At 53.4% G+C, this 25,304-nt stretch carries 27 protein-coding genes; 9 read left to right on the top strand and 18 right to left on the bottom strand.

Going from position 1 to position 25,304, the window contains the following annotated elements; genetic code table 11:
* The first annotated feature begins 99 nt into the window (after window positions 1–99).
* Complete coding sequence (gene murF / locus RT120_RS13595) at window positions 100–1,536, top strand: UDP-N-acetylmuramoyl-tripeptide--D-alanyl-D-alanine ligase (protein WP_312983275.1); 1,437 nt, start codon at window positions 100–102, stop codon at window positions 1,534–1,536.
* Between the two features lie 29 nt (window positions 1,537–1,565).
* Here the strand turns inward: murF and RT120_RS13590 are convergent, their stop codons facing one another.
* From RT120_RS13590 to RT120_RS13580, 3 genes are all read right to left on the bottom strand, one after another.
* Complete coding sequence (locus RT120_RS13590) at window positions 1,566–2,183, bottom strand: trimeric intracellular cation channel family protein (RefSeq protein ID WP_312983273.1); 618 nt, start codon at window positions 2,181–2,183, stop codon at window positions 1,566–1,568.
* A 94-nt stretch (window positions 2,184–2,277) separates the two neighbouring features.
* Window positions 2,278–3,357: a glycosyltransferase family 9 protein gene (locus tag RT120_RS13585; RefSeq protein ID WP_312983271.1), complete on the bottom strand. Its 1,080-nt coding sequence runs from the start codon at window positions 3,355–3,357 to the stop codon at window positions 2,278–2,280.
* A gap of 144 nt (window positions 3,358–3,501) precedes the next feature.
* Window positions 3,502–4,365: a YicC/YloC family endoribonuclease gene (locus RT120_RS13580; RefSeq protein ID WP_312983269.1), complete on the bottom strand. Its 864-nt coding sequence runs from the start codon at window positions 4,363–4,365 to the stop codon at window positions 3,502–3,504.
* A 123-nt stretch (window positions 4,366–4,488) separates the two neighbouring features.
* On the opposite strand from RT120_RS13580, the gene rph reads away from it, so the two are divergent.
* A complete protein-coding gene (gene rph, locus RT120_RS13575) occupies window positions 4,489–5,205 on the top strand; it encodes a ribonuclease PH (protein ID WP_312983267.1) in 717 nt (238 codons plus the stop codon).
* Window positions 5,206–5,285: 80 nt separating this feature from the next.
* A complete protein-coding gene (pyrE, locus tag RT120_RS13570; protein WP_312983265.1) occupies window positions 5,286–5,927 on the top strand; it encodes an orotate phosphoribosyltransferase in 642 nt (213 codons plus the stop codon).
* Window positions 5,928–5,959: 32 nt separating this feature from the next.
* On the opposite strand, the gene slmA is transcribed toward pyrE, so the two are convergent.
* The 3 genes from slmA to coaBC form a co-directional block, all read right to left on the bottom strand.
* A complete protein-coding gene (slmA, locus tag RT120_RS13565) occupies window positions 5,960–6,556 on the bottom strand; it encodes a nucleoid occlusion factor SlmA (protein ID WP_312983263.1) in 597 nt (198 codons plus the stop codon).
* A 115-nt stretch (window positions 6,557–6,671) separates the two neighbouring features.
* On the bottom strand, window positions 6,672–7,130 hold the full coding sequence (gene dut, locus RT120_RS13560; protein ID WP_312983262.1) for a dUTP diphosphatase: 459 nt from the start codon (window positions 7,128–7,130) through the stop codon (window positions 6,672–6,674).
* Complete coding sequence (gene coaBC, locus RT120_RS13555) at window positions 7,108–8,322, bottom strand: bifunctional phosphopantothenoylcysteine decarboxylase/phosphopantothenate--cysteine ligase CoaBC (RefSeq protein WP_312983260.1); 1,215 nt, start codon at window positions 8,320–8,322, stop codon at window positions 7,108–7,110. Before coaBC ends, dut begins: the two co-directional genes overlap by 23 nt.
* Window positions 8,323–8,488: 166 nt before the next feature.
* Here coaBC and radC point away from each other — a divergent pair, with 166 nt between their 5' ends.
* From radC to mutM, 4 genes are all read left to right on the top strand, one after another.
* A complete protein-coding gene (radC, locus tag RT120_RS13550) occupies window positions 8,489–9,163 on the top strand; it encodes a RadC family protein (protein WP_312983259.1) in 675 nt (224 codons plus the stop codon).
* 216 nt (window positions 9,164–9,379) lie between these two features.
* Entirely contained in the window at window positions 9,380–9,616 is a 237-nt protein-coding gene (gene rpmB / locus RT120_RS13545) for a 50S ribosomal protein L28 (RefSeq protein ID WP_002436699.1), read from the top strand.
* A gap of 20 nt (window positions 9,617–9,636) precedes the next feature.
* Window positions 9,637–9,804, top strand: coding sequence for a 50S ribosomal protein L33 (rpmG, locus tag RT120_RS13540; RefSeq protein ID WP_003024094.1), 168 nt, complete (start codon window positions 9,637–9,639; stop codon window positions 9,802–9,804).
* A 72-nt stretch (window positions 9,805–9,876) separates the two neighbouring features.
* Window positions 9,877–10,686 (top strand): bifunctional DNA-formamidopyrimidine glycosylase/DNA-(apurinic or apyrimidinic site) lyase, encoded by an 810-nt coding sequence (gene mutM / locus RT120_RS13535; protein WP_312983256.1) that lies wholly within the window; start codon window positions 9,877–9,879, stop codon window positions 10,684–10,686.
* 6 nt (window positions 10,687–10,692) lie between these two features.
* Here the strand turns inward: mutM and coaD are convergent, their stop codons facing one another.
* The 7 genes from coaD to rfaQ all read right to left on the bottom strand — a co-directional run bounded on the left by coaD (window position 10,693) and on the right by rfaQ (window position 17,725).
* Window positions 10,693–11,181 (bottom strand): pantetheine-phosphate adenylyltransferase, encoded by a 489-nt coding sequence (gene coaD, locus RT120_RS13530; RefSeq protein ID WP_312983255.1) that lies wholly within the window; start codon window positions 11,179–11,181, stop codon window positions 10,693–10,695.
* On the bottom strand, window positions 11,178–11,954 hold the full coding sequence (locus RT120_RS13525; RefSeq protein WP_312983253.1) for a glycosyltransferase family 2 protein: 777 nt from the start codon (window positions 11,952–11,954) through the stop codon (window positions 11,178–11,180). The genes coaD and RT120_RS13525 overlap by 4 nt, the downstream gene beginning before the upstream one ends.
* Window positions 11,954–13,228, bottom strand: a complete 1,275-nt coding sequence (gene waaA / locus RT120_RS13520; protein ID WP_312983251.1) for a lipid IV(A) 3-deoxy-D-manno-octulosonic acid transferase — start codon at window positions 13,226–13,228, stop codon at window positions 11,954–11,956. Before waaA ends, RT120_RS13525 begins: the two co-directional genes overlap by 1 nt.
* A 176-nt stretch (window positions 13,229–13,404) precedes the next feature.
* Window positions 13,405–14,391 carry a glycosyltransferase gene (locus RT120_RS13515; RefSeq protein WP_312983249.1) on the bottom strand — a complete coding sequence of 329 codons (987 nt, stop codon included), beginning with the start codon at window positions 14,389–14,391 and terminating at the stop codon, window positions 13,405–13,407.
* A gap of 36 nt (window positions 14,392–14,427) precedes the next feature.
* Window positions 14,428–15,522 (bottom strand): glycosyltransferase, encoded by a 1,095-nt coding sequence (locus tag RT120_RS13510; protein ID WP_312983247.1) that lies wholly within the window; start codon window positions 15,520–15,522, stop codon window positions 14,428–14,430.
* A 2-nt stretch (window positions 15,523–15,524) separates the two neighbouring features.
* Window positions 15,525–16,652, bottom strand: coding sequence for a glycosyltransferase family 4 protein (locus RT120_RS13505; protein ID WP_312983246.1), 1,128 nt, complete (start codon window positions 16,650–16,652; stop codon window positions 15,525–15,527).
* Entirely contained in the window at window positions 16,649–17,725 is a 1,077-nt protein-coding gene (gene rfaQ, locus RT120_RS13500; protein WP_312983244.1) for a putative lipopolysaccharide heptosyltransferase III, read from the bottom strand. Before rfaQ ends, RT120_RS13505 begins: the two co-directional genes overlap by 4 nt.
* 111 nt (window positions 17,726–17,836) lie before the next feature.
* Between rfaQ and RT120_RS13495 the strand changes: the two genes are divergently transcribed.
* On the top strand, window positions 17,837–18,799 hold the full coding sequence (locus tag RT120_RS13495) for a polysaccharide deacetylase family protein (protein WP_312983242.1): 963 nt from the start codon (window positions 17,837–17,839) through the stop codon (window positions 18,797–18,799).
* A 35-nt stretch (window positions 18,800–18,834) separates the two neighbouring features.
* On the opposite strand, the gene RT120_RS13490 is transcribed toward RT120_RS13495, so the two are convergent.
* Genes RT120_RS13490 through rfaD form a run of 5 tightly spaced genes read right to left on the bottom strand, consistent with a single transcriptional unit; the run spans window position 18,835 to window position 23,870 of the window.
* On the bottom strand, window positions 18,835–20,019 hold the full coding sequence (locus RT120_RS13490; RefSeq protein WP_312983240.1) for an O-antigen ligase family protein: 1,185 nt from the start codon (window positions 20,017–20,019) through the stop codon (window positions 18,835–18,837).
* Window positions 20,000–20,908, bottom strand: a complete 909-nt coding sequence (locus RT120_RS13485) for a sugar glycosyltransferase (RefSeq protein WP_312983238.1) — start codon at window positions 20,906–20,908, stop codon at window positions 20,000–20,002. The genes RT120_RS13490 and RT120_RS13485 overlap by 20 nt, the downstream gene beginning before the upstream one ends.
* A complete protein-coding gene (gene rfaC, locus RT120_RS13480) occupies window positions 20,908–21,879 on the bottom strand; it encodes a lipopolysaccharide heptosyltransferase RfaC (protein WP_312983237.1) in 972 nt (323 codons plus the stop codon). Before rfaC ends, RT120_RS13485 begins: the two co-directional genes overlap by 1 nt.
* 2 nt (window positions 21,880–21,881) lie before the next feature.
* Complete coding sequence (gene rfaF, locus RT120_RS13475) at window positions 21,882–22,928, bottom strand: ADP-heptose--LPS heptosyltransferase RfaF (RefSeq protein WP_312983235.1); 1,047 nt, start codon at window positions 22,926–22,928, stop codon at window positions 21,882–21,884.
* A gap of 9 nt (window positions 22,929–22,937) precedes the next feature.
* Window positions 22,938–23,870 carry an ADP-glyceromanno-heptose 6-epimerase gene (rfaD, locus tag RT120_RS13470; protein ID WP_312983233.1) on the bottom strand — a complete coding sequence of 311 codons (933 nt, stop codon included), beginning with the start codon at window positions 23,868–23,870 and terminating at the stop codon, window positions 22,938–22,940.
* Between the two features lie 229 nt (window positions 23,871–24,099).
* On the opposite strand from rfaD, the gene kbl reads away from it, so the two are divergent.
* Window positions 24,100–25,296 (top strand): glycine C-acetyltransferase, encoded by a 1,197-nt coding sequence (gene kbl / locus RT120_RS13465; RefSeq protein ID WP_312983231.1) that lies wholly within the window; start codon window positions 24,100–24,102, stop codon window positions 25,294–25,296.
* Window positions 25,297–25,304: the final 8 nt, after the last annotated feature.

The raw sequence follows: 25,304 nt of genomic DNA, 5'->3' as shown, positions 1-25,304 counted from the left end.
GCAAAGAATAAACCCGGTAAATACATCTCAACAGAGTAGTTATCAGAATAATTTCAGGGGCTTCACACCAACGGTTAAATCATGCGCGAAGAAGATAAAATGTCAGACGATGTTGCTCTCTCCCCTCATTCCCATGAGCATGGCTTCTGGACCGCTGATGAAGTCGCGCTGGCGGCATCAGGAACGTGGATTCGATCTCCCGTAGAACATTGGGCAGCAACAGGGGTATCGATTTACGCACCAGCAATGCAGCCGGGGAACATTGCCGTGGTGCGTACCGAACTTGATAAGTGCGGAATGCCTGAAGAGGCCGCGATGCAAATGCATCCTTTGCCCGCCTGTATTATGACCACCGCGCCGGAATTGCTGGGTAAACACCGCGTCCCTGTACTCCAGATTGCCGACAGCACAGAGGCGGTGCTGGGCATGGGGCGTTACGCCCGCGATCGTATGCAAGGCCAGATTATTGGCGTGACGGGCAGCGCCGGGAAAACCACCTGCGTGGCAATGCTGGCTGAAGCGCTGATGCCCTGGGGGCCGGTGCGTCAGAGCGCTCATAACGCCAACCTTCCGCGCGGTGTGGCCTGGAATCTGGCGTCAATGCCCTGGGACACGCCTTATGTCGTACTGGAAATGGCCATCGGGCGTATGGCGGTCAGTTCCCGTATGGCGCGTCCGCATGTTGCTGTGTTTACCAATATTCAGCCCGCGCATTTAGGCGAAAAGGATACGCTGCATGATATTGCGGTGACCAAGAGCGCCATTTTTCTGGGCATGGCAGAAGGAAGTATCGCTGTACTCAATCGCGATATGCAGGAGTGGGATACGGTTTATCAGGCCGCTAAAAAGCGCAAACTCACAATTGTTACCTATGGCGCTCACCCGGATTGCGACTTTCAACTGCTTGATTATCAAGCACAGCAGCAGAGCGTTAAGGTACGCGCCAACGATTCGATACTGGAATATACCCTCAGCGCAGGCGGTAAACATATCGCCCTCAACAGCCTCGCGGTTCTGGCAACGGTAGATGCGCTCAATCTTCTGCTGGAGCCAGTGCTGGACAGGCTCCATCAGTTTAGAGCGCTGGCGGGCAGGGGCGAAGAAAAAGCGCTGAACCTGAAAGGGCGTCAGGTCACCATTATTGACGATGCTTACAATGCCAACCCCGGTTCGATGAGCGCCGCATTAGAACGATTAAGCGAAATAAAACCCGCCGGACGGCGCATTGCCGTGTTGGGGGAAATGGCTGAGTTAGGCACTCATTCTGAGCGCTATCATACCGAGCTGGCTGCCCTCATAAACCGATCGCATATCGATTGTGTTTTCATGGTAGGAGAGGCTTATCGGCAATGCTGGGATGCTCTGGTGCCTGAGAAAAAGAGCGCGTTTGTGACTGCCCATCTGGAGTTAAGGCCCCTGCTGATTCGCGAAATCAAGGAGGGGGACGTCATCCTGTTTAAAGGATCGCACAGTACCCGTATTCACGATTTAGTGCGCTGGATAAAGGCCGTTGCGGATAGCGAGCCGCTGGCGTGACGGCTCTCGCTGGTTCTTACGCAGTACCGCTAGTGCGCTGAATGCTTGTAATGGAATACCGGTAAGCCGAGTCTGAATCGCAGAGCCAGTAACCGTGCCGTAAAACCAAACAGTAGGGTGCTGATAATAATGACGTCCTGGTTAGAGAGGTAATGCTGCAACCCAATATAGAGCACCGCGGCGGCGAACGAGACGCCTGCATAAAGCTCCTTCTGGAAAACTAAAGGGATACGCTTGCAGAACATATCCCGTAGGACGCCGCCAAACACGCCGGTTACCACGGCGGCGATTGATGCGATAACTGGCCCTTCGCCCATATCGAGCGCGATTTGCGCGCCAATAATGGAAAAGACGATTAAGCCCAACGCATCAAGGATCAGAAACAGGCGGCGTAAATGCGGCATCACGGGGGCCACAATCGTGGTCAGTACGGCAGCGACGGCAACAATAACCACATATTCCGGGTTTTTTACCCAGCCTAAAGGATAATGGCCCAGTAAAATGTCTCTTACTGAACCGCCCCCAAGCGCGGTAGCCGTTGCGATGATAATGACGCCAAACGTATCCATACGACGACGCCCCGCTGCCAGCGCGCCGGTCATGGCCTCAGCGGTTATACCAATTAAATACAGAATATGAAGCAGCATGATCACCCCCGAAAATGAGGGTAAAAGAGTAGCGTTTTGTGCTCTGTGTCACGATTGAGATTTTCTAAACTGAACGCTTTCGGATTAGTTTAATTTATGATTTCTGACGCTGAAGCTTTAGTTCGATAAGCTTTTTATCGATAGCGTCGCATAAAATACTCAGGGGCATGTCGCTTATTGTTGGCGTCTCGGTGACTAATTGCACCGCGCCCGGATAGTTTGGAGCCCAAATCTTATAGCCCACCAGCCCCGTGTCTTTAAGGCGGCGGGTGTTATAAACCGCCACTAGCGGTGTATTAAACGTACAGGCCATATGCACGATAGAGGTATCCGGGCTGATCACCAGATCGGCATGCCTGACAATTTCTACAGCGGTATTAATCGTGCTGTCAGGTACAAACTCGGCATTTGCAATCCCCAGGCTTTGCAGTTTATCGCTACGGCCAATAAGCAGAATGCGTACCGCAGCATGATGCTGTTTCAACCAGTTAATTAACCCCTGCACCTGTTCCCGGGAAAAATCTTTGTCTTCCGAACCGGTAAAAGGGTTAATCGCAATAAGCAAGCCATCGGCAGGGCGAGTTAAATAATCATTAATCCCGACCAGGGCTTTTGGATCGCTGCCCAGATAATACTGGAAGGGCGCATCGGGCAGATTAAATAAAGACAGGACCTTACGGTGCCGTTCCGTGATGTGCTTTTCGCTATTCAGCAATTCAATTTGCTGGGTATATTGCGCGCAGCCGGGCTTGTTAAAACCAATCACATGGCGAGGCGCCAGACGATAAAGCAAATTAAGCCTTTCATGGCTAAACACATCATCAAAATCGATGACGACATCAAAGCGTTGCTGGCGCAGCGGCTGTAAAGACATGCGTCTTTCATAGCGATAGACCTGTTTTACCGCATCGCAATGCTGTAGCAGGCTGGCACAGATGTTACCGGTCAGCACCGAGACTTCATAACCCTGATCGGCCAGGCGTTTAGCCGTCCCGGTGGTCACAATCATATCGCCGATTTTATCGTCCAGACGCAACAGCAGAACGCGTTTTACCTTTTCAGGCTCCCACGGCTGTGGTCGGAATGTGGCGTTCAGCCAGGCATTAAGCAGTTTTAACTTCACAGTGCGCAACGCATCGTTTTTTGCGCGGTTGAATTGTCTTAATGCCTGCATAGAGTTGGATAAACCAGGGGGATATAAAAATATTGGTGTTCAAGATAACAAAGACGCCCTGCCGCAGCAAGGCAGCGGGCAGGCTAAGTACGGGGTGGGAAGGAACGAGTAAAGCCTGCATATCTGCAGGCTTTAAGGGGACGATTACTCGATATTCTGTATCTGCTCGCGCATCTGCTCGATCAGCACTTTCAATTCAATTGCGGAATTAGTGACATCGGCATTAATCGATTTTGATGCCAGTGTGTTCGATTCGCGATTGAACTCCTGCATCATGAAATCAAGGCGGCGGCCCACGGCCTCTTTTTTCTTGAGGATGTTGTAGGTCTCTTTGACGTGCGCTTCAAGGCGATCCAGCTCTTCCGCCACATCAACGCGCTGCGCCAGCAACACCAGTTCCTGTTCAAGGCGGTTATTTTCTAACTGCACCTGAGCGTCTTCGAGTTTGGCGACCAGCTTGTCGCGCTGCCACTGCATAATTTCCGGCATGTGGGCGCGCACATTTTTCACTTCAGTGCTTACACCTTCAAGGCGCTGCTCAATCAGGGCTTTTAACGCCTGGCCTTCAGTTTCACGGGCGACGATGAAATCATCCAGCGTGGCGTCCAGAGTCGCGAGGATTTCAGCGGCAATCGCATCCAGATCCTGCTCCTGGGCTGCCATCACGCCAGGCCAGCGCAGAATATCAACCGGGTTGATTTCGCCTTCATCGCTTTGCATTTTCACCCAGTTCGCCGCAACGACCAGCTGTTTTGCCAGCTTTTCATTGAGGATCAGTTCGCCCTGGGCGCTGGAGTCGGGTTCGTAACGCAGATTACATTCGATTTTGCCACGGGTCAGGCGGCTGCGAATACGCTCGCGAACAACGGGCTCAAGGCTACGAAATTGCTCCGGCAGACGAATATAGGTTTCCAGGTAGCGCTGATTGACGGAGCGCAATTCCCAGGCGGCGCTGCCCCATTCACCCTTGGTTTCACGCCGGGCGTAGGCGGTCATACTGCGGATCATAGATGTTCCCGTTTGATGAGAATGATGAGGGGATTATAGCCACCCATAGCCTGGCAGGATAGGAATAAGCACGTGAAGTCCGTATAATGCGCAGCCACATTCGTTCTAAGCCGGAGAAAACCCATGCGTCCAGCTGGTCGTAGCGCCAATCAGGTGCGTCCTGTCACTCTGACACGTCATTATACTAAACACGCTGAAGGTTCCGTGCTGGTCGAGTTTGGTGATACCAAAGTTCTGTGTACGGCCTCTATTGATGAAGGTGTACCGCGCTTTTTGAAAGGCCAGGGCCAGGGATGGATCACTGCGGAATACGGCATGTTGCCGCGTTCCACCCATACCCGTAACGCGCGCGAAGCGGCCAAAGGCAAGCAGGGCGGAAGGACGCTGGAAATCCAGCGGCTGATTGCCCGTTCTCTGCGTGCTGCTGTCGATCTCAAGGCGTTGGGCGAATTCACCATTACTCTCGACTGCGATGTCATCCAGGCCGATGGCGGTACCCGTACCGCGTCGATCACCGGTGCCTGCGTGGCGCTGGCGGATGCACTCAATGCGCTGGTGGCGAACGGCAAGCTGAAAAGCAACCCGCTGAAAGGCATGGTGGCTGCGGTATCCGTTGGGATTGTCGCCGGTGAAGCGGTCTGCGATCTGGAATACGTGGAAGACTCCGCCGCAGAAACCGACATGAACGTGGTGATGACTGAAGATGGTCGCATCATTGAAGTTCAGGGTACCGCTGAAGGCGAACCCTTCACCCACGAAGAGCTGCTTGAGCTGCTGGCGTTAGCCCGTGGGGGAATCGAATCGATTGTCGCGTCGCAGAAGGCGGCGTTAGAAAATTAATCGTTAGGCGACCGGTGAGTCGCCTTTTTTTTGCCATTTATTCGTACAACTCATATGCAAGCTTTAGAAGGAGCAAATCCATGAAACCGTATCAACGCCAGTTTATTGAATTTGCACTCAACAAACAGGTATTGAAGTTTGGCGAGTTTACGCTGAAGTCTGGCCGTAAAAGCCCTTATTTCTTCAATGCCGGGCTGTTCAATACTGGCCGTGATTTGGCGTTGTTAGGGCGCTTTTACGCTGAGGCGCTGGTAGATTCCGGCATCGATTTTGATTTGCTGTTTGGACCGGCTTATAAAGGCATTCCGATTGCCACCACTACGGCGGTGGCGCTCGCCGAGCACCATGACCGGGACGTGCCGTACTGCTTCAACCGTAAAGAAGCCAAAGATCACGGTGAGGGCGGAACTCTGGTGGGAAGCCCGCTGGAAGGTCGTATCATGCTGGTTGACGACGTGATTACTGCGGGTACGGCGATCCGCGAATCCATGGAAATTATTCAGGCGCATGGCGCTACGCTTGCGGGCGTGCTGATTTCCCTCGATCGCCAGGAACGTGGACGCGCGGATATTTCTGCGATTCAGGAAGTAGAGCGCGACTACGGTTGCCAGGTTATCTCCATCATCACGCTGAAAGAGCTGATTGCGTACCTGGAGGAGCGCCCGGAAATGGCCGACCATCTGGCAGCGGTGCAGGCGTATCGCGAGGAATATGGAATTTAATGAAGTTAAAAAGGCCGGAAACCCGGCCTTATTTACTGAAGCTGTGAAGCCAACAACGGCCAGCGCGCATCGAAATCCGCAGTTGGACTATAGCGAAACTCGCTGCGCACAAAGCGTGACAGCATACCTTCGCAAAACGCCAGTAGTTGACCAGCCAGCAGTGTCTCGTCGTTTTCATACCCTTCGCCTTCACGCATTTTCCGCTCACGCAAAACCTGACGCAACTGTGCTTCAATACGCTCGAACAACTGGTTAATACGCCCTTGCAGGCGATCCTGTTCAAACATTAACGCATGGCCGGTCAGAATACGGGTGAGCCCGGGATTTTTTTCGCCGAAACCCAGAATCAACAGCATGATAAGACGCAAGCGCGACGTCGTGTCTTTCTCATCTTTGAGGATCAGGTTAATGCGGGTAATCAGGCTATCTTCGATAAACTCAATAAGGCTATCGAACATACGCGTTTTGCTGGGAAAGTGACGATAAAGCGCCGCTTCCGAAACGCCAACCGAGGCGGCCAGCTTTGCTGTGGTAATGCGCTGACTGCCATCGCTTGATTCAAGCATTTGTGCCAGAGATTGAAGTATTTCTTCGCGACGATTCCGTTTCGCGGTTTGTTTTTCTGCCATGATCTCAAATACCCCTGAAAAAACGCAATTGTCAGGCGAGCATCCACATTATTACCGCAAGCTATTGCTCGCGGTTTTGTTTGTTATTAATGGGACGCGTAACGATAGGGGCGAATTAGCTCCGCCCGGAATGACCGAAGCCGCCTTCTCCACGAAGGGTGGCGTCAAAATCTTCCACCAAATTAAATTCCGCCTGAACGACGGGGACGAAGATCATTTGTGCAATACGTTCGCCCGGCGCGATGGTAAAACTATCCTGCCCGCGGTTCCAGACAGAAATCATCAACTGACCCTGATAATCGGAATCAATCAATCCCACCAGGTTGCCTAATACTACGCCGTGCTTATGCCCGAGACCGGAACGAGGCAGGATCACCGCCGCCAGTGAAGGGTCAGCGATATGGATAGCCAGCCCGGTCGGCAGCAGCGTGGTCGCGCCTGGCGCCAGTTCAACGGCGGCATCAAGGCAGGCGCGCAGATCAAGACCCGCAGAGCCGGAAGTGGCATAGGTCGGCAACGGGAACTCTTTGCCCACACGCGGGTCCAGGATCTTAACGTCGATTTTTTTCATCATAACGGGTAACTATCTCGTTCAGTAAACGGTGACCAAGCAGCGATTTCTGCTCAAGTGGTAACGTAATTTCGCCATCCTGCCAGAAAAGGTGCAAGGCGTTGCTGTCGCTGTTAAACCCTTGACCGCTTTGCGAGACATCATTCGCGCAAATCAAATCGAGGTTTTTACGAACGCGTTTTTGCCGCGCATATTCTTCCACATTATTCGTTTCGGCGGCAAACCCGACGACATAAGGCCGTTGGTTTTTCAGCGCGGCGACACCAGCAACGATATCCGGGTTCTTCACCATTTTGATGACCAGCTCATCACCCTGTTTTTTGATTTTTTCATCGGCAACGGCGGCGGCGCGGTAGTCCGCCACGGCGGCGCAGCCAATAAAAATCTGCTGCTGCTGCGCGCGCGCCTGCACGGCGGCTTCCATTTCCAGGGCGGTGGTAACATCAATGCGCTCAACGCCCGCCGGCGTCGGCAGGGACACCGGGCCGCTCACCAGCGTGACGTGGGCGCCACGCGCCGCCGCTGCGGCTGCAATGGCGAAGCCCATCTTGCCGGAACTGTGGTTGGTGATGTAACGCACCGGGTCGAGCGGTTCTCGGGTCGGACCGGCGGTTATCATGATGTTCAAATGTTGCAGATCTTTGACAGGTGAAAAATGGGCAACCGCCATATCCACCAGCACCAGCGGATCGAGCATACGCCCCGGTCCAACGTCGCCGCACGCCTGACTGCCGCTATCCGGCCCCCAAATCATCATTCCGCGCTCGGCGAGCACGTTGAGATTATGCTGGGTAGCGAGATTGCGATACATCTGCTGGTTCATTGCCGGGACGACAGCCACAGGCGCAGGCGTGGCGAGGCAAATCGTGGTGACTAAATCATTTGCCATACCCGCAGCGACGCGAGCGATTAAATCTGCCGTTGCCGGGACGAGCATTACCAAATCAGCCCATTTCCCCAGCTCAATATGGCCCATCGCTGCTTCTGCCGCCGGGTCCAGCAAACTGTCTGACACAGGGTAACCCGATACGGCTTGCAGGCTCATGGGGGTGATAAAGGCTTTAGCCGCCTCCGTCATTGCAACCCGGACGTCTGCACCACGCTCGCGAAGACGCCGCACCAGGTCTGGTGTTTTATAAGCTGCGATGCCGCCGCTTACCCCGAGAACGATTTTTTTACCGGCAATACTCGTCATGACATGTTCCTGTAGCCGTATCGGAAAGTGGCTATTTTATCACAATCCCCAAAATGGCGGGCAATGCGCGAAAATGAGTTTGCGAGATGTCGCGCAACCTCATCATCGTCGCGTCGAGAGCGTATAAAAACTGTGCCATGATCCCCTGGTACGGCAAGGAGTGATGATGAGCAAAAGAAAGAAACAACCCTGGGATGGCCCACGCGAGAAGTTACAACGCTCCGGCGTGAAATCTTTGACTGACGTTGAGTTGCTGGCGATTTTCCTGCGTACCGGCAAACGAGGGATGACAGTGATGGAACTGGCTGAAAAACTGTACGACCACTTTGGTTCGTTGCGGAGATTGCTGTCCGCCCCACTGGAAAGCTTTCGACCAATTGGCGGGGTCGGCGAGGCGACCTATGCGCAACTGCGCGCTATTGCTGAGCTGGCGCGGCGTTATGCCGAATCAAGGATAGAAGAAGAGAAACCGTTGCTTAGCCCAAATATGACGCGCGAGTTCCTGCAAAGCCAACTGACGGATGAAGAGCGCGAAATATTTATGGTGATCTTTATGGATAATCAGAATCGTGTGATCAAACATAGCCGGATGTTTTCCGGCACGCTCAGCCATGTTGAGGTGCATCCGCGTGAAATTGTGCGGGAAGCCATGAAGATGAACGCCGCAGCGGTGATCCTTGCCCATAACCATCCGTCTGGGCATTCCGAGCCCAGCCAGGCAGATAAATCGATAACCGAACGCATCATAAAATGTTGCAATTACATGGATATTCGTGTGCTTGATCATCTGGTTATTGGCCGTGGAGAGTACGTTTCGTTTGCGGAACGGGGCTGGGTTTAGGTAAGTTTCGGCGATCCAATGGGATCTTTGTCTGTTCGGGACTTGAGCACCCGGCTTACACAGCGTATACTACGCCACCTTTGAGAATCTCGGGTTTGGCATTTGGGCCTGGCAATCGTGGGTTCGCTTAGAACTGCGATAACCGGGCTGTAAAGCCTGACGAGGCGCCAATACCCCATACGAAGCTCGAGCTAATTTGATTTTTGGAGAATAGACATGTCCCGAGTCTGCCAAGTTACTGGCAAGCGTCCGGTGACCGGTAACAACCGTTCCCACGCACTGAACGCGACTAAACGCCGTTTCCTGCCGAACCTGCACTCTCACCGTTTTTGGGTTGAGAGCGAGAAGCGTTTTGTCACCCTGCGCGTATCTGCTAAAGGTATGCGTGTAATCGATAAAAAAGGCATCGATACAGTTCTGTCTGAACTGCGTGCCCGTGGCGAAAAGTACTAAGTACTTAGAGGAAATAAATCATGGCTAAAGGTATTCGTGAGAAAATCAAGCTGGTTTCTTCTGCTGGTACTGGTCACTTCTATACCACTACGAAGAACAAACGTACTAAGCCGGAAAAACTGGAACTGAAAAAGTTCGATCCAGTTGTCCGTCAGCACGTGCTTTACAAAGAAGCTAAAATTAAATAATTTTAGTGCTTTGTATGAAAACCCGGCTTATGCCGGGTTTTTTGCTTTCTGTGACCGTGAAAAGGGGAAACGATGCCTGAATTACCTGAGGTGGAAACCAGCCGTCGCGGTATTGAACCGCATCTGGTCGGTGAAACTATTGTTCACGCCGTTGTGCGTAATGGCCGCCTGCGCTGGCCGGTTTCTGATGAAATCCATGCGCTCAGCGATAAGCCGGTTATCAGCGTGCAGCGGCGCGCCAAATATCTGCTCATCGAATTACCTGATGGCTGGATCATCGTTCACCTGGGCATGTCTGGTAGTCTGCGTGTGTTGCCCCATGAAATGCCCGCGGAAAAGCATGACCACGTTGACCTGTTGATGAGCAACGGTAAAGTGCTGCGTTATACCGACCCGCGTCGCTTCGGCGCATGGCTCTGGACGGCATCGCTGGAAGGGCACAACGTCTTAGCGCACCTCGGCCCGGAACCGCTGAGCGACGAATTTAACGGCGAATACCTGCATCAAAAATGCGCCCGTAAAAAAGTCGCGATTAAGTCCTGGCTGATGGATAACAAACTGGTGGTTGGCGTCGGTAATATTTACGCCAGTGAGTCGCTGTTTGCCGCCGGGATCCATCCCGATAAGCTGGCACAGGCGCTCTCAAAAGAAGAGTGCGAACTGCTGGCGGCTGCGATAAAAGCCGTGCTGTTGCGTTCCATTGAGCAGGGCGGCACCACGCTACGTGACTTTTTACAAAGTGACGGAAAGCCGGGTTATTTTGCTCAGGAGCTACAGGTTTACGGAAGGGAAGGTGAGCCGTGCCGGGTATGCGGAACGCCGATTCAGGCCGGAAAACACGGGCAACGCCGCACGTACTGGTGCCGACATTGCCAGAAGTAATGCCGATTAGTGCCCGGCCGCCAGTTTACTGAGCAGCGCCTGACACACTTTCTCCGGTAAAAAGTGCGTGACATCGCCATGATGGCGCGCCACTTCTTTTACCAGCGTGGACGAAATAAACGACCACTCTTTTGAGGGCATCAAAAACACGCTCTCCAGCTCGGGCATTAAATGACGATTCATATGCGCGAGCTGCATTTCATACTCAAAATCTGCCACGGCGCGTAACCCGCGAACCAATACGTTGGCCTGCTGCGCCCGGGCAAAGTTAGCCATTAAATCGCTGAACCCCACCACTTCAATATTGGTTAAATGTGCCGTCGCGTCTTTCGCCAGCGCCACACGCTCATCAAGCGTGAACATCGGTTTTTTACTTGGGCTGGCGGCGATAGCGATAATCAGCTTATCGAACATGCCTGCGGCGCGGGTAATAATATCGATGTGACCATTGGTGATCGGGTCAAAGGTACCGGGGTAAATCGCTTTTGTGCTCATATAGCGGTCTTTTGTGTATAGCCGTGATTCAGCGCCCACAGCTCGGTGTATTTGTTAAATGTGTACTGGGCATTCACCACCGCCAGTAACCACCCTTGTTTGCCGTCCAGCACGCCGCCGCGAATAATCAGGGTTTTGATAAACGCACCCAGCGTATGGCCCATAATCCCGGCGATAGAGCTGCGTTTGCCTTTCTGATGGCGTTCCTGAGCCCATGCGGTGGCATAGTTAAGCTGCTTTTGCTGGAAGCTGGCGAAATCGCGACAGGTCAGATGCAATAAATCGCCCTTTAACGCGATAACGTTAGCGCCGGGCGCATCCAGCGATTCGTGCACCAGATTGTCATTATAGCGGTAACGTTCACGCTGATAGAGGCGGGTGACACGGTCAGGATACCAGCCGCTGTGACGCATAAAGCGGCCAAGGAAATAATTGCGGCGCGCCATGCTGTATACCGTGCCTTGCTGTGGGTTTTCCAGGACAGCAAGAATGGTTTGCTTTAGCTCGGGCGTTACGCGCTCATCGGTATCGATCATCAAAACATAATCACTGGTCGCCAGCGCTTGTGCACGCTGGCGCTGAATGCCGTAGCCCGGCCAGTCAGTTGATGAGACAACGGTAACGCCTGCGTCACGGGCGATATCCAGCGTGTTATCGGTGCTGCCGGAATCAAGCAGGATAATTTCATCGGCAAACGCCACCGATGCCAGGCATTCCGCTAGAACATCTCCGGCGTTCTTCGCGATCATCACGACCGACAGGCGCGCAGGCATCAATGGCTCCGCTGCGGCAGATAGGGTTGGAGAAGCTGCAACAAACGCGTCAGCGCGCCCTGGTTCTGATGCAGAACTTCTACCGCGTGACGGCCATACCACAAACGGTAGTCTTCATCGGTCAGCAGAGTAGAAATCTCTTTTACCAGCGCTGGCGCATCGTTGACGATAATTAATCCTCCCGCTTCCAGCAGGCGTCCGCAAATATCTTTGAAGTTGAAAATATGCGGGCCCATCAGCACCGGGATGGCATGTGCGGCAGGTTCCAGCGGATTATGGCCGCCGCGCTCTACCAGGCTGCCGCCGACAAAGGCGAGATCGGCAATGCCGTAAAGCAGCATCAGCTCGCCCATGGTATCGCCAATCACCACCTGGGTGCTGCCGGACGGAATTTCGCCGGTACTGCGCAGGGTGAAGCTGAATCCGGCTTTGTGTACCAGATCGCGGGCATCTTTAAACCGCTCCGGATGGCGCGGCACCAGGATCAGCAATAAGTCCGGGAAGGTTTTGAGCAGCGCTTTGTGCGCCTCAAGGATAATCGCTTCTTCGCCATCGTGGGTGCTGGTGGCGATCCACACCTTACGGCGCGGTGCCCACTGGCGGCGCAGCGTGACGGCCCGGGCCGCCAGCTCTGGCGTCACGGAAATGTCGAATTTCAGGCTGCCGGTAATGGCGAGCTGGTTGCGCTTCAGGCCCAGCTCCAGAAAGCGATTGCCGTCCTCTTCATTTTGCGCAGCGATCAGCGTGATTTTATTCAACAAGCGGCGCATAAAACCGCGCAGCTTTTTATAGCCGTTTGCGGAACGCTCAGACAAACGTGCGTTGGCGATCACCAGCGGGATTTTGCGCTGGTGCAGCGCGGCAATCATGTTCGGCCACAGCTCGGTTTCCATTACGATCACCAGCTTGGGGCGAACGTTGTCCAGGAAGCGATTCATGGCGCAGGGTAAATCGTAGGGCAGATAGACGTGATGAACATCTTTACCGAAGGCAGACTGCACGCGCTCGGAACCGGTTGGCGTCATGGTCGTCACGGTGATCGGCAGCGTCGGGTAGCGATGGCGCAGGGCGCGCACCAGCGGGATAGCCGCCAGCGTCTCACCCACGGAAACGGAGTGCAGCAATATACCGTCAGGCGCCACCTTATTCCGGCAATAACCATAGCGTTCACCCCAGCGTTTACGGTACGCCGGAGCCTTACGGCTGCGAAGCAGCAACCGTACCCAGATGAAGGGCTGAATAAGATAGAGTAAAGCGGTATACAACGATTCCAAGCGAATATCCGTAATTTTCTTAATCGGCGGGCAAATTCTAAGCATTTAAGCCGGTTAAAGCTATTATTTTGGCGCCTTTCAGGCCCGCGCCATTAACTTGCCCATGACTCAGGTTACCCATTTAGCTTAAGGCGCTCTGTCTGTATGGCACCAGGATAAATGTATGAGGATGCGCCTTACGCCTTTAACGCTTTTTTAAGGCGGAAATAGCGGCGGCCCAGACGCCAGCGCAGGCGAAGATCGTGGGCGTTTTTCCAGATCAATCCCCAGATGCCGCGATCGAAAAACTCTTTGATGAGTCCTTTCTTTTTAGCGTCATCTTTCATGCAATCAATGGTATGGATTATCCCCAGGCCTTCTTTGGCAATTTGCCAGCGGCAGGCCGCGATATGCTGGGTTTTGTCGTGATAACGCTCGTTAATCGCATCCAGCATCTCGAGGATCTTCATGTAGTGATGCGCGGAGCGGATCAGGGTGTCATCGGTATCGGGCTTATGCGAAACCGAGGCGGAATGAATGTAGTAATCGTAGAACTGCTGGTCGGTATATTGCACGCGTTGCGCCGCCAGCAGCACTTCCGTGGTCCAGGGAATATCCTGATGACGCAGCCCCGGCTCGAAACGGAAGCCATTCTGGTTGATAAATTCACGGCGGTAGATATTAAGCCAGGTGACGTGCAGAAACTTGCGCGAGTCCAGCGCCTGTTTAAGCCACACGTGGCCGGGCAGCACATCGGTGGACGCAAGGCGGTTGAGCGGGAAAATAGGATGGCTTTCGCGGTTTTTTTCGTACACGTAACGGCCATTGCAGGTGGCGACGTCAAGCGCGCCTTTTTCCGCCATCTCCAGCAGAGTGCGGTACATTTCCGGGTAAAGCTTGTCATCGATGTCCGGGAACGTCAGGTATTTACCGGTTGCCAGTTCGAGGCCGCTATTTCGCGCGACCGACACGCCCTGGTTCGCCTGCTGGATGATTTTCACGTTCTGCAAGCGGGGTTGCCACGCTTCCATTATGCTCTGGCTGGCATCGGTTGAGCCATCGTTAACCAAAATCAGCTCGTAGCTTTCAAGCGCCTGTTGTTCAATACATTCAAAGAACTGTGAAAGGAATTGTTCACCGTTGTACACGGCGACCACAATACTGAGTAAAGGTGTTTGACTCATAAACGATCCAGTAAAATCAAGAGGACGTATTTCCCGTCAGGATGATGACAGCTGACGATACTGATTGCAGATAGTTTCTACGCTGAATTTTTCCAGCCGCTGTGGGTCGATTAGCGGCGGGTTATCATAAATGCTTTGCAGAGTCCGGGCCAGTGCATCGCTGTTCAGGTCAGAGAGACCGCGCGCGAATTCATCGGTGAGGATTTCCGTCACTCCGCCAGGGCAGCGGGTGCTGACCACGGGCGTACCCAGCAACAGCGCCTCCACAAGCACGTTGCCAAACCCTTCGCTATCCGAGCTGACCACGAGCACTCGCGCATGTTTCATCCATGTCCAGGGATTAGGCTGGAAGCCTTTGAAGATCACCCGCTCACCGACGCCCAGGCGCGTGGCCAGCTCCCGCAGCTTCGCTTCCTGCTCGGGTTTACCCTGGCCGAGCAGCAGCAATGGCGCAGTAATTCCGCTCTTCGCGTAGGCCTCGATTAAACGGTCATGGCGTTTTGCCAGATGAAAACGTCCAACGTGGATCAGATAATCCTGCCCGGCCATCTCGCAGGGCGCTTGTGCGCTGGCGCGAATGGCGGCGATATCAAACGGGTTATAGATCGTTTTAAGCTGCGCAGGCGTAACCCCGCATTGTTCAACCAGGTCACGCCCAACCGCGTCAGACACGGTAATCACGTTGCGATGCTGGTAAACCCGTTTAATCTTCTGCTGCTTCTGCCAGCGGCTGAACCCGGTACGATGCCCCAGATAAGAGGCGGAAAAAACGCCGTGCAGGCAAAACCACAGATTGCGATGAGCCAGAACGGCGCTGCGGGACACGATGCGATCGGTTTTATGGAGATTAGACACCACCAGGTCGAACTGACCCTCTTTTTCCGCTTCTTTAATGGCGTCATCCAGTTGCCGGGCGCGGCGCGATAACTCAGTCATTTTACGCCAGGGCTTACGGCACCGATCGGCAATCACCCGATAGTCGAGAGTCTCCGGCAAGGCGTACTCGCAGACGTCGCGCAGTGAAAACAACGACACGCGCTCACCCTCGCGCAGAAACTGCTCCGCAAGCGTAATCACGACTTTCTCCGCACCGCCGCCGGGTAAACCATCGATAACAAACAAAATCCGCATGGTTATCTTAATAACTCCTGATAAAAGGCGATGAGCTGCGCAGAAAGATGTTGCGCGGTGCAGCCCATAATACGCTCCCGGGCACGGGCCCCTTGCTGTGAGTCCAGCGCACGCGCGGGTAGCGCCATCACCGCCTGTTGCAGCGCACCGATATCCAGCGCATCGCACACGTAGCCGTTACGCCCGTTTTCGATAAATTCAGCGCCGCCGCAGCCAGTGCTGGTAATCACCGGCAACCCGCAGGCCATCGCTTCAAGAATAACGTTCGGGAACGGATCGTAGAGCGTGGGCAGCAGCAGGCCGTCCGCCATCTGATAAAACGGCAGCGTTTCCTGCTGCACGCCGAAAAAGTGGACGCGATTATCGCAGCGCAGCGTTTTCGCCAGCGACTGGTAGCGTTTTTGATCTTTATCTTTGCCCACCACGAGCAGGTGGCGATCGGTAGGTGCGATAGCCCGAATTGCGGCGTCCAGCCCTTTACGCTCAAAGCCGGAGCCGATATAAATCAGGCAGGTGGCCTGAACGGGCAATTGCCACTGTTCACGCAGGGCGATAAACGTGGCCGCGTCCGGCGGTGTAAAGCGGGTGTTATCAATGGCGTTATAGATGACCCGGATTTTGCTTTCCGGCACGCCGAAGTCTTCGATGATTTCCCGTTTAATCATTTCGGCGTTGCAGATAACGCCGCGTAAGGCGGAATCGGTATACATTTCCCGCTCTGCATTCATCACGTAACGATGATAGCGATCGCTGAACAGCAAACGGCTTTTCCAGCCTGGCAGGATGCGGGCGCGCTGCTCAAGCCAGCGGCGATGCACGCCATCTCCGGCGCGATACAAATCGCATCCCGGTATCCGCTCATGGCTTTGCACAATATCGAACTGTTTGGTTTCCCATAGCGCCCGCGCCGCGTTAGCGAAGCCGCGCTCCCGGCTAATCCGCCCCCATTTACGCGGGTTGCAGATATGGATGTGCCAGCCAGGGTTTACCGGCCCCTGCCATTCACGGGTGATGACGTTCAGGTCGATATCCTGGTCGTCCAGCGCTTCGAGCGCCAGCGACACAAAGCGTTCAGCGCCGCCGTCCGGGCGGTATTTTTGTCTGACTAACGCCAGGCGGAATTTTTTCATGCCAGTAATCTCCGGGCGGCGTCAATCACGGCCTGGGTAGGGATCATATCGAGATAACGTTGTGAGGTGCCGGTATCGATGGCGTCAGGATCGGGAAGTGAACCATAGTCGCCTGCCCAAATCACGTCCCCCTGTGCCTGCCAGGGTCGCCAGAAAGTGAGTTTCGACGGGCCAAACAGTGCGACCAGCGGCGTATGTAACGCCGCAGCCATATGCATGGGAACGGAATCCACGCCGATAAACAGTCGCGCATGGTCAATTAACGCCGCTAGCTGGCGCAAGGTTAATTTGCCTGCCAGCGAGTGCACGCGGGCGTCAGGGCAACCCGCAAGAATAGTTTCAACCATCTTTAATTCTTTCGCGTCCGGCCCGGAGGTCAGCACAATGGCGTGGCCCTGCGCCGATAGCGAGTTAATCAGCTCGCTCATTTTTGCTTCGCTCCAGCATTTAAAGAACCAGCGCGATGTCGGTTGAATCACCACGTAGCGCTCACGAAAATCACCCGGAAGCAGCGCTTCACAGTGCTGCCAGTCGGCGTCGGTATACCCCATTTTTGCCGGGGCGTCATGACTATCCATGCCTAATGGTTGAAGGATAGACACGTTTTGCTCAACGGTATGCTGGCGGTTATGCATCGCGGTAGAGGCCAACAGCGTGTGGCTTTTGCGCCATATCAGGCTGCCGCGTTTAGCAAAGGCGAATCCCACCCGGGTTTGCGCACCGGTTAATGCGGTAATGATGGCGCTTCGCCACTGGTCCGCCAGGTTCAGCACCAGATCGTACCGACGCTGACGTAGCGCCTGAAGCAGTGCCCACTCCTGTTTAAGCTGGTAAGCGGTGCCCTGCTTTTTCCATTTTCGGTCGATACCGTAGATCTGATGAATATCGCTGTTCGCGGAAAGCATTTCCCGCGTTTCTTCATACAGTAATACGTCCACCTCGGCGGCGGGATAGCGCTGTTTAAGAACGTGGATAAGGGGCGTAATCAATAACATATCGCCGTGATGGCGGAGCTTGATGACTAAAATGCGTGCGGGAACAGAGTGCTTACCGGAGAGGTCGCTTGCGGTCATGATGTATTCTTCATCAGATAACAAGTTGTTGATTCTAGGTTATCACACGCATTGAGAGAAGCCCTGGATTGCACTACCATGACGCGATAACCGGTGTTTAAGGAATTATCCATGCACAATCCTGCATTTCTCATAACGATTGATACAGAGGGCGATAACCTCTGGCAAAATCACGACAGCATCACCACGGAGAATGCGCGCTATTTGCCGCGTTTTCAGACGCTATGCGAGAAATATGGATTCAAGCCGGTCTATTTAACCAACTACGAAATGGCAATCGATCCGTTTTATATCGAGTTTGCCCGGGATGTGATAGCCAGAGGTACCGGCGAGGTCGGGATGCATCTTCATGCATGGAACAGCCCGCCGCTGGAGCCGTTAACCGATGATGACTGGCGCTACAAGCCTTATTTAATCGAATACGCCACCGAGATGATGCGTCAGAAAGTGGAATATATGACGCGCCTTCTGGAGGATACGTTCCAGACGAAAATGGTCAGCCACCGTGCTGGCCGCTGGGCATTTGATGAGCGCTACGCCCGGCTGCTGGTAGAACAGGGCTATCTTGTCGATTGTTCCGTGACTCCAAAAGTGAACTGGAAAACCGCCAAAGGAAACCCGGCAGGGACCGGGGGAACGGATTACCGCGATTTCCCGATGACAGCCTACTTTCTGGATGAAAATGATATTCGTAAACCGGGCAACTCACCGTTACTCGAAGTACCCATGAGTATCCAGTATAAGCACTCTGCGATGATGAATAGCATTAAGCAGGGTTACGATCGTTTACGGGGAAAAGTGCGTTCGCCTTCTGTTCACTGGCTACGCCCGATGGGTGGCAATGTGGATACGATGAAAAGCGTCGTGGAGCAAACGCTCGCGCAGGGCAGTGATTACGTGGAGTATATGCTTCACTCGTCAGAATACATGCCCGGCGGGAGCCCCACCTTTAAAACGCAGAGTGATATCGAGCGGTTATACGATAATCTTGAGGCCTTTTTCGCGTGGCTGCAGCCAAAAGCGACGGGACTCACGTTAGCGGAGTATTATCAACAAGCGGTAAATAAACGCTAGCCTGATAAAAAAGCCGTCTTGCGACGGCTTATTTATTATTTAGCGGGGATGTTTTCCCGTTTAAACGTAGTGTTACTGATGACCACCGCAAGAGGCAACCAAAATAATATCCACGATTCCCGGGGGTTATTAATAATGAACATTCCCTGGGACATCATGAAAATGATCGAAAACAAGAAAATTGAGGCTTCCAGTCGACGGTTATTGATGAATTTAAACCAGGCGCATAATAATCCATAGTTAATGATAACCAGGAACAGCGCCAGGCCAATAATACCACCCTTAAGGAAAGCGCCGATATAGATGCTATGCGTAGTGGTGATGTGCTCGCCGCTGTAATTGATAAAATCGAGATTATAGTTAAAGCCTTTACCGAACCAGATGTTTGATTTTATGAGTTCAAGCGTATGAGCCCAGATGCTAAAACGTAAACCACTTTGCTGGCGTAGCGCCTCAAAACGTGAGAGGAATTGTTCCCCGACTTGGGTATAAAACAGAATTAAAAGCAGTCCGATAATCGCCGCGGCGGTAATAATTAAATGCTTACGCACCATTGTCCGAACGTGGAAAAAAATAACGAGAGACACAATTAATGCAATAAATGGCCCACGGCTTTGGGTCAAAAGCAGCAGAGTGAATAACGGGATTACGGGCAAAAGATACAGTAGCTGGGTTTTCTCTTTATACAATATAAAGCTTAATAAACAGCCGATTGCGCAGTATCCCGCCAGGTCGATGACGTTGGTGGGGCCGGGGTTGGTTTCGGAAACCTGGCGAAGATGCAGCACCAAATTAAAATCGGTGAATAATGTATAAACGGCCAGGACGGTAAGCCCTGAGACAATAGCCGTCATCGCTCTGTGGCGGTAACGAGCATCTTCCAGCATGCTGACCAGCATAATGGTATATATCGTGATGTATAAGCCGTGAGTAAACGCCGATCTCAGGGTTTCATCGTTGCCGCCCCAGAAGTTTGAGATACCAAAATAGATGACGAAGACACCTATAGCAAAGACGCCTGTTCTAATGTTTTTCTTTTGTAGCGTTTTTTTTCGAACGTCAGAAGAAATGACCAGGGTGATAAGAAACAAAATTCCTGAAATATGAAAAAGATTGTTCACTCTTGTCGAAATGCAAAAAATAGCGCTAAAGAATAAAAATAGCGTAAAGAAAAACAAATAGCATCGCTCTAAAGTGATTTTATTGCTTGAAAAGTACATGCAACTTAACCTTTTTAAAAATCAATTCTGGAACCGCGCTTTCTTGAGAAAGGTTAAAAACATATACACCATGCTGCTCAAGGACTCGTGAAGCCAGTGAGAACGCAGGAAATACTATATTTTCCACTTTGTTTTCAAGATAAGAGGGAAGTTGAGTTTGGTCGTTTTCATAAAAGCGTGGCTGATGAAAATTATTCATATCCAGCCCGCTGATGATGATACGTTTAAAACCTAAGAAAAAAAGTACCTGTAATGCCCAGTAAACCACGGTCCCTGCGTCAAAAATACCGTTACGGATATCGGTTGAGAAGCCTATTTTTTTGTTTTGCTCATCAAAAATCGCCGTATTGCTTCCCTGGTAGGTATGCCACTTCGCGTCATCAGCGATTTTTCCCTGATAAATTTTATAGCAAGCATCTTCAATCAACGCGATTTTGCATTTAATCGCTTCACGGGGATGGCGATCGTAAATTTTTGCCACGCCGTGGAGCGTTGTAAAAAAAAGAATATCGGGATTGCTGACAATCGCCGTTATCATTTCCGGTTTGCGATCGTAAAATTCCATATCCACGACGATATACAAACTGTACTGCAACTGACCTTGCAGGACATAAGCGCCGTTAACACCCATGACCGGCAGTGTTTCCGGTACGACGGTAAAATCCATCTCTTTGGTAGAAGGGCCCGTAGCAGTAAGCAGCACATCACCCTGATAGTGATTTTTCAGTTCGCTAAGCCCAGCCAGAGGAATGGAAACGCCTTTGTAACTTAAGGAACGAATTTCCCCTGTCTCAGCGCGGGAAATTTTTGCATAAGGCCAAAGATTTTCATTGTGGCGAAAAGCTCGCGGGCGCGTGTAGCGGTAAATTTGCTTAAATAGTGAACCCATCAGACATCCATTAGCCTCTTAATCAGCCTGAATACGTCGTCGGCCTGATTCGCCGCCATGCTACCGTTGTCATGAGAAATGACACTGTGCTGGTTCTTGCCGTATCCACCGATTAACCCCGGGTCGGTTGGCCCGTATAACGTGATATTAGGCCGATCCAGCGCAGCGGTCAGATGACTCAAACCGGTATCCACAGAGACAACGCCTTTCGCGCCCGCCAGAACGTAAGCCACTTGTTCCAGGCTCAGCCGCGACAGCACCTCGACATGGTTAAACCCTTCAGCCAGACGCCGGGCGCGCGCTTCTTCATGCGGTGCGCCCCAGGGTAATTTAATCTTTAACCCGCTATCCGCCACCAGCGTAATCAGCTCGCGCCAGCGCGCTTCCGGCCAGTGTTTATCATCCCGGGTAGTGGCGTGTAAAAACACCAGATAGGGTTCCAGTGTGTTCTGCGCCTCGCCGAGAAAATGTTGTGCGATGGCATAGTCGCCTGTCTGTACAGGGCGCGAATACCCCAGACTTTTTGCGAACAGTTCACGGGTGCGCTCGACGGCGTGTTGCTGTTTGGCAATGGCATGGCGGTGTTTATAAAACAGTGATGCCAGCGGCTCGCGAGCGCTGTGCCAGTCCATCCCGTGCTTTTCGCCCTGTGCCAGTCGGGTAACCAGCGCCGCGCTCTTAACCAGCCCCTGCGCATCAATAACCACATCGTAACGCACGGATCTTAACAATTTCCGAAACGTCTCTCTTTCTGCCCGGATATCAGATGAAAACCAGGCTTTGCGCCAGCGGCGGATCGCCACAGGGATAACGCGATCGACGGCGGGGTGCCAGCCAGGGATCTGGACGAATCCTTCTTCAACGACCCAGTCGAAGCGGATCCCGGGGAACGCCTGCATGGCGTCCGTCAGGGCCGGGAGGGTATGTAGCACATCCCCCATGGAAGAGGTTTTGACTATCAATACCCGCATGGTTAATTTTCCTGATTGGCCAACAGGCGTGATAACTCATCGTTAACCTGGTCAGGCGTAATGTCGATGAGACTTTGATGATAGCCTTGCTCGCCTTCGCCTTTACGCACTTTGTGGTAGCCGGTTATCAGGCGGATCACGCGCGCTTTATGGGACAGCGGCGGCGTGAAGTCGGGGCTGCTCGGGCCATACAGCGCCACCAGCGGGCGATCCAGCGCAGCGGCGATGTGCATCAAACCCGAGTCGTTGGACACCACGGCCTGGCAGGTGGCAATCAGCACGACCGCTTGCTCCAGCGCGGTTTCCCCGGCCAGATTGCGACACCACGGCTGCTGCTCATTCGGCAGCGCGGCGATGATTTGGTTACCCGCCTCGTTGTCTTTCGCCGAGCCAAACAGCGCGATTTGATAGCCCTGGGCGATCAGTTTTTCTGCCAGCGCAGCGTAGTGATAATGCGGCCAGCGCTTCGCCGGGCCGAATTCCGCGCCGGGGCAAAAGCCGATAATCGGTCGTTCACCGGAGAGATTGAACGTGGCGCGCATTTGCTGTTTTTCTGCTTCGCTCACCTGCAAACGCGGCCACAGCAGCGGTTGCGGTAAATCACGCGCCGACTGCATCACGCCTTTGTCATAGGCCAGCGCCACATAGCGCTCAACCATCAGCGGCCAGGCGGCTTTATCCAGCACCCGCGCATCGTTCAGCAGGCCGTAACGCATCTCACCGCGCCAGCCGGTGCGCTGAGGGATATTAGCGAAGAAGGGTACTAACGCGGATTTAAACGAGTTTGGCAGCACGTAGGCGCGGTCGTAGCGACGATCGCGCAGGCTGAGGCCCAGTTTGCGACGTTCACCCATTTCCAGCGCCCCATGGCCAAGCGGCATGGGGATCGCCTCGTTGACTTCCGGCATACGCGATAACAGCGGACGGCACCACGCGGGCGCCATCACATCGATAATCGCCTCGGGATAGCGCGCCTTGAGCGTGCGATAGAGACTTTGCGACATCATCATGTCGCCCACCCAGGACGGACCGATCACCAATATTTTCATACGGGATACTTACGCGTCGCGGTTCAGCCAGGCCATATATTCCGCCACACCTTCGGCGACGGTCTTAAACGGCTTATCGTAGCCAGCGGCGCGCAGGTTGGTCAGGTCGGCCTGCGTAAATGCCTGGTAGCGGCCTTTCAGTTTGTCCGGGAACGGGATGTATTCGAGGCTGCCTTTCTGATGGTAAGCCAGCGCGGCATCGGCCACGGCCTGGAAGGATTCCGCACGCCCGGTGCCGAGGTTGAAAATGCCAGATACGCCGTTTTCCCAGAACCACAGGTTAACCGCCGCCACATCGCCCACGTAAACGAAGTCGCGTTTGAAACCATCGCTACCTTCAAACAGTTTCGGGCTTTCGCCGTTGTTCAGTTGGGTGTTCAAATGGAACGCCACGCTCGCCATGCTGCCTTTGTGGCCTTCACGCGGCCCGTAAACGTTAAAGTAGCGGAACCCGACGATTTGTGAATTGGCTTCCGGCAGGATCTGGCGCACATATTCGTCGAACAGGAATTTGGAGTAACCGTAGACGTTAAGTGGTTTTTCGTATTCGCGGGACTCGATAAAGTCAGAAGTGCGCCCGCCGTAGGTGGCGGCAGACGAGGCGTACAGGAACGGAATTTCACGCTCGAGGCAGTAGTGCAGCACTTCTTTGGAGTACTGATAGTTGTTATCCATCATGTACTTGCCATCCCACTCGGTGGTGGAAGAGCAGGCACCTTCATGGAAAATGGCCTCGATATCGCCAAACTCTTCGCCCGCCATAATCTGGATAAGGAAGTCTTCTTTATCCATATAATCTGCGATGGTCAGGTCAACCAGGTTAACGAATTTGGTGCCGTCCTTAAGGTTATCGACCACCAGAATGTCGGTGATGCCCTTGTCGTTCAACGCCTTAACAATGTTGCTGCCGATAAACCCAGCGCCGCCGGTAACAATGATCATACGTATAACCTTTAAAAAAGTGGGGCCATGAGACTATCTCAGGCACTAATGGTGATAATCATATCACCACATCGTCTCTCCTTCAGCTTTAGACCTCTTCGCCGTCTACGAAGTTTGTTTCACAGACGTGATTTATGCTGCAAAACGCGCATTCCGCCAATCGTCATCTCGTATCAAATGATTAGTTTGGGTAATATGTGCCGAAATTTGCCCAGCCTGGAGAATTGCAATGCGAGGGGATTTTTACCAACAGTTGAATGCCGACCTGGAAACCGCACGTGCGGAAGGGTTGTATAAAGAAGAACGTATTATCACGTCGGCCCAGCAAGCCGATATCACCGTCGCGGACGGTAGCCACGTTATCAACTTCTGCGCCAATAACTACCTCGGTCTCGCTAACCATCCTGAACTGATCGCTGCCGCCAAACAGGGCATGGACAGCCACGGTTTCGGCATGGCTTCGGTGCGCTTTATCTGCGGCACCCAGGACACGCACAAGCAGCTGGAGCAAAAGCTGGCTGAATTCCTCGGCATGGAAGATGCCATTCTCTATTCTTCCTGCTTCGATGCCAACGGCGGGTTATTTGAAACCCTGCTGGGTGCGGAAGACGCGATCATTTCCGATGCCCTGAACCATGCCTCGATCATTGACGGCGTGCGTCTGTGTAAAGCGAAGCGCTTCCGCTATGCCAATAACGATATGCAGGAGCTGGAAGCATGCCTGAAAGAGGCGCGTGAAGCGGGTGCCCGTCACGTACTGATCGCGACCGACGGCGTGTTCTCTATGGATGGCGTTATCGCCAACCTGAAAGGCGTGTGCGACCTGGCGGATAAATACGATGCGCTGGTGATGGTCGACGACTCCCACGCGGTGGGCTTTGTCGGCGCAAATGGTCGCGGCACGCATGAATACTGTGAAGTGATGGGTCGCGTTGACATCATCACCGGTACGCTCGGTAAAGCGCTGGGCGGCGCGTCTGGTGGCTACACCGCAGCGCGTAAAGAAGTGGTGGAGTGGCTGCGTCAGCGTTCCCGCCCGTATCTGTTCTCTAACTCGCTGGCACCGGCAATTGTTTCTGCCTCTATCAAAGTGCTGGAAATGCTGGCCGAAGGCGACGCGCTGCGCGACAAGCTGTGGGCCAACGCGCGCCTGTTCCGCGAAAAAATGACCGCTGCCGGTTTTACCCTGGCGGGCGCAGACCACGCCATCATTCCGGTGATGCTGGGCGATGCGGTTGTGGCGCAGAATTTTGCCCGTGAACTGCAAAAAGAAGGGATTTACGTCACCGGTTTCTTCTATCCGGTGGTGCCGAAAGGGCAGGCGCGTATCCGTACCCAAATGTCTGCGGCGCACAGCACCGAGCAGATTGAGCGTGCGATCGACGCCTTTATTCGTATCGGTAAACAGTTAGGCGTGATTGCCTGAGGATAAGA

The sequence above is a fragment of the Atlantibacter sp. genome (assembly GCF_032062175.1).
GTDB lineage: Bacteria > Pseudomonadota > Gammaproteobacteria > Enterobacterales > Enterobacteriaceae > Atlantibacter.
This window is presented reverse-complemented; position numbering and strand designations above follow the sequence as displayed.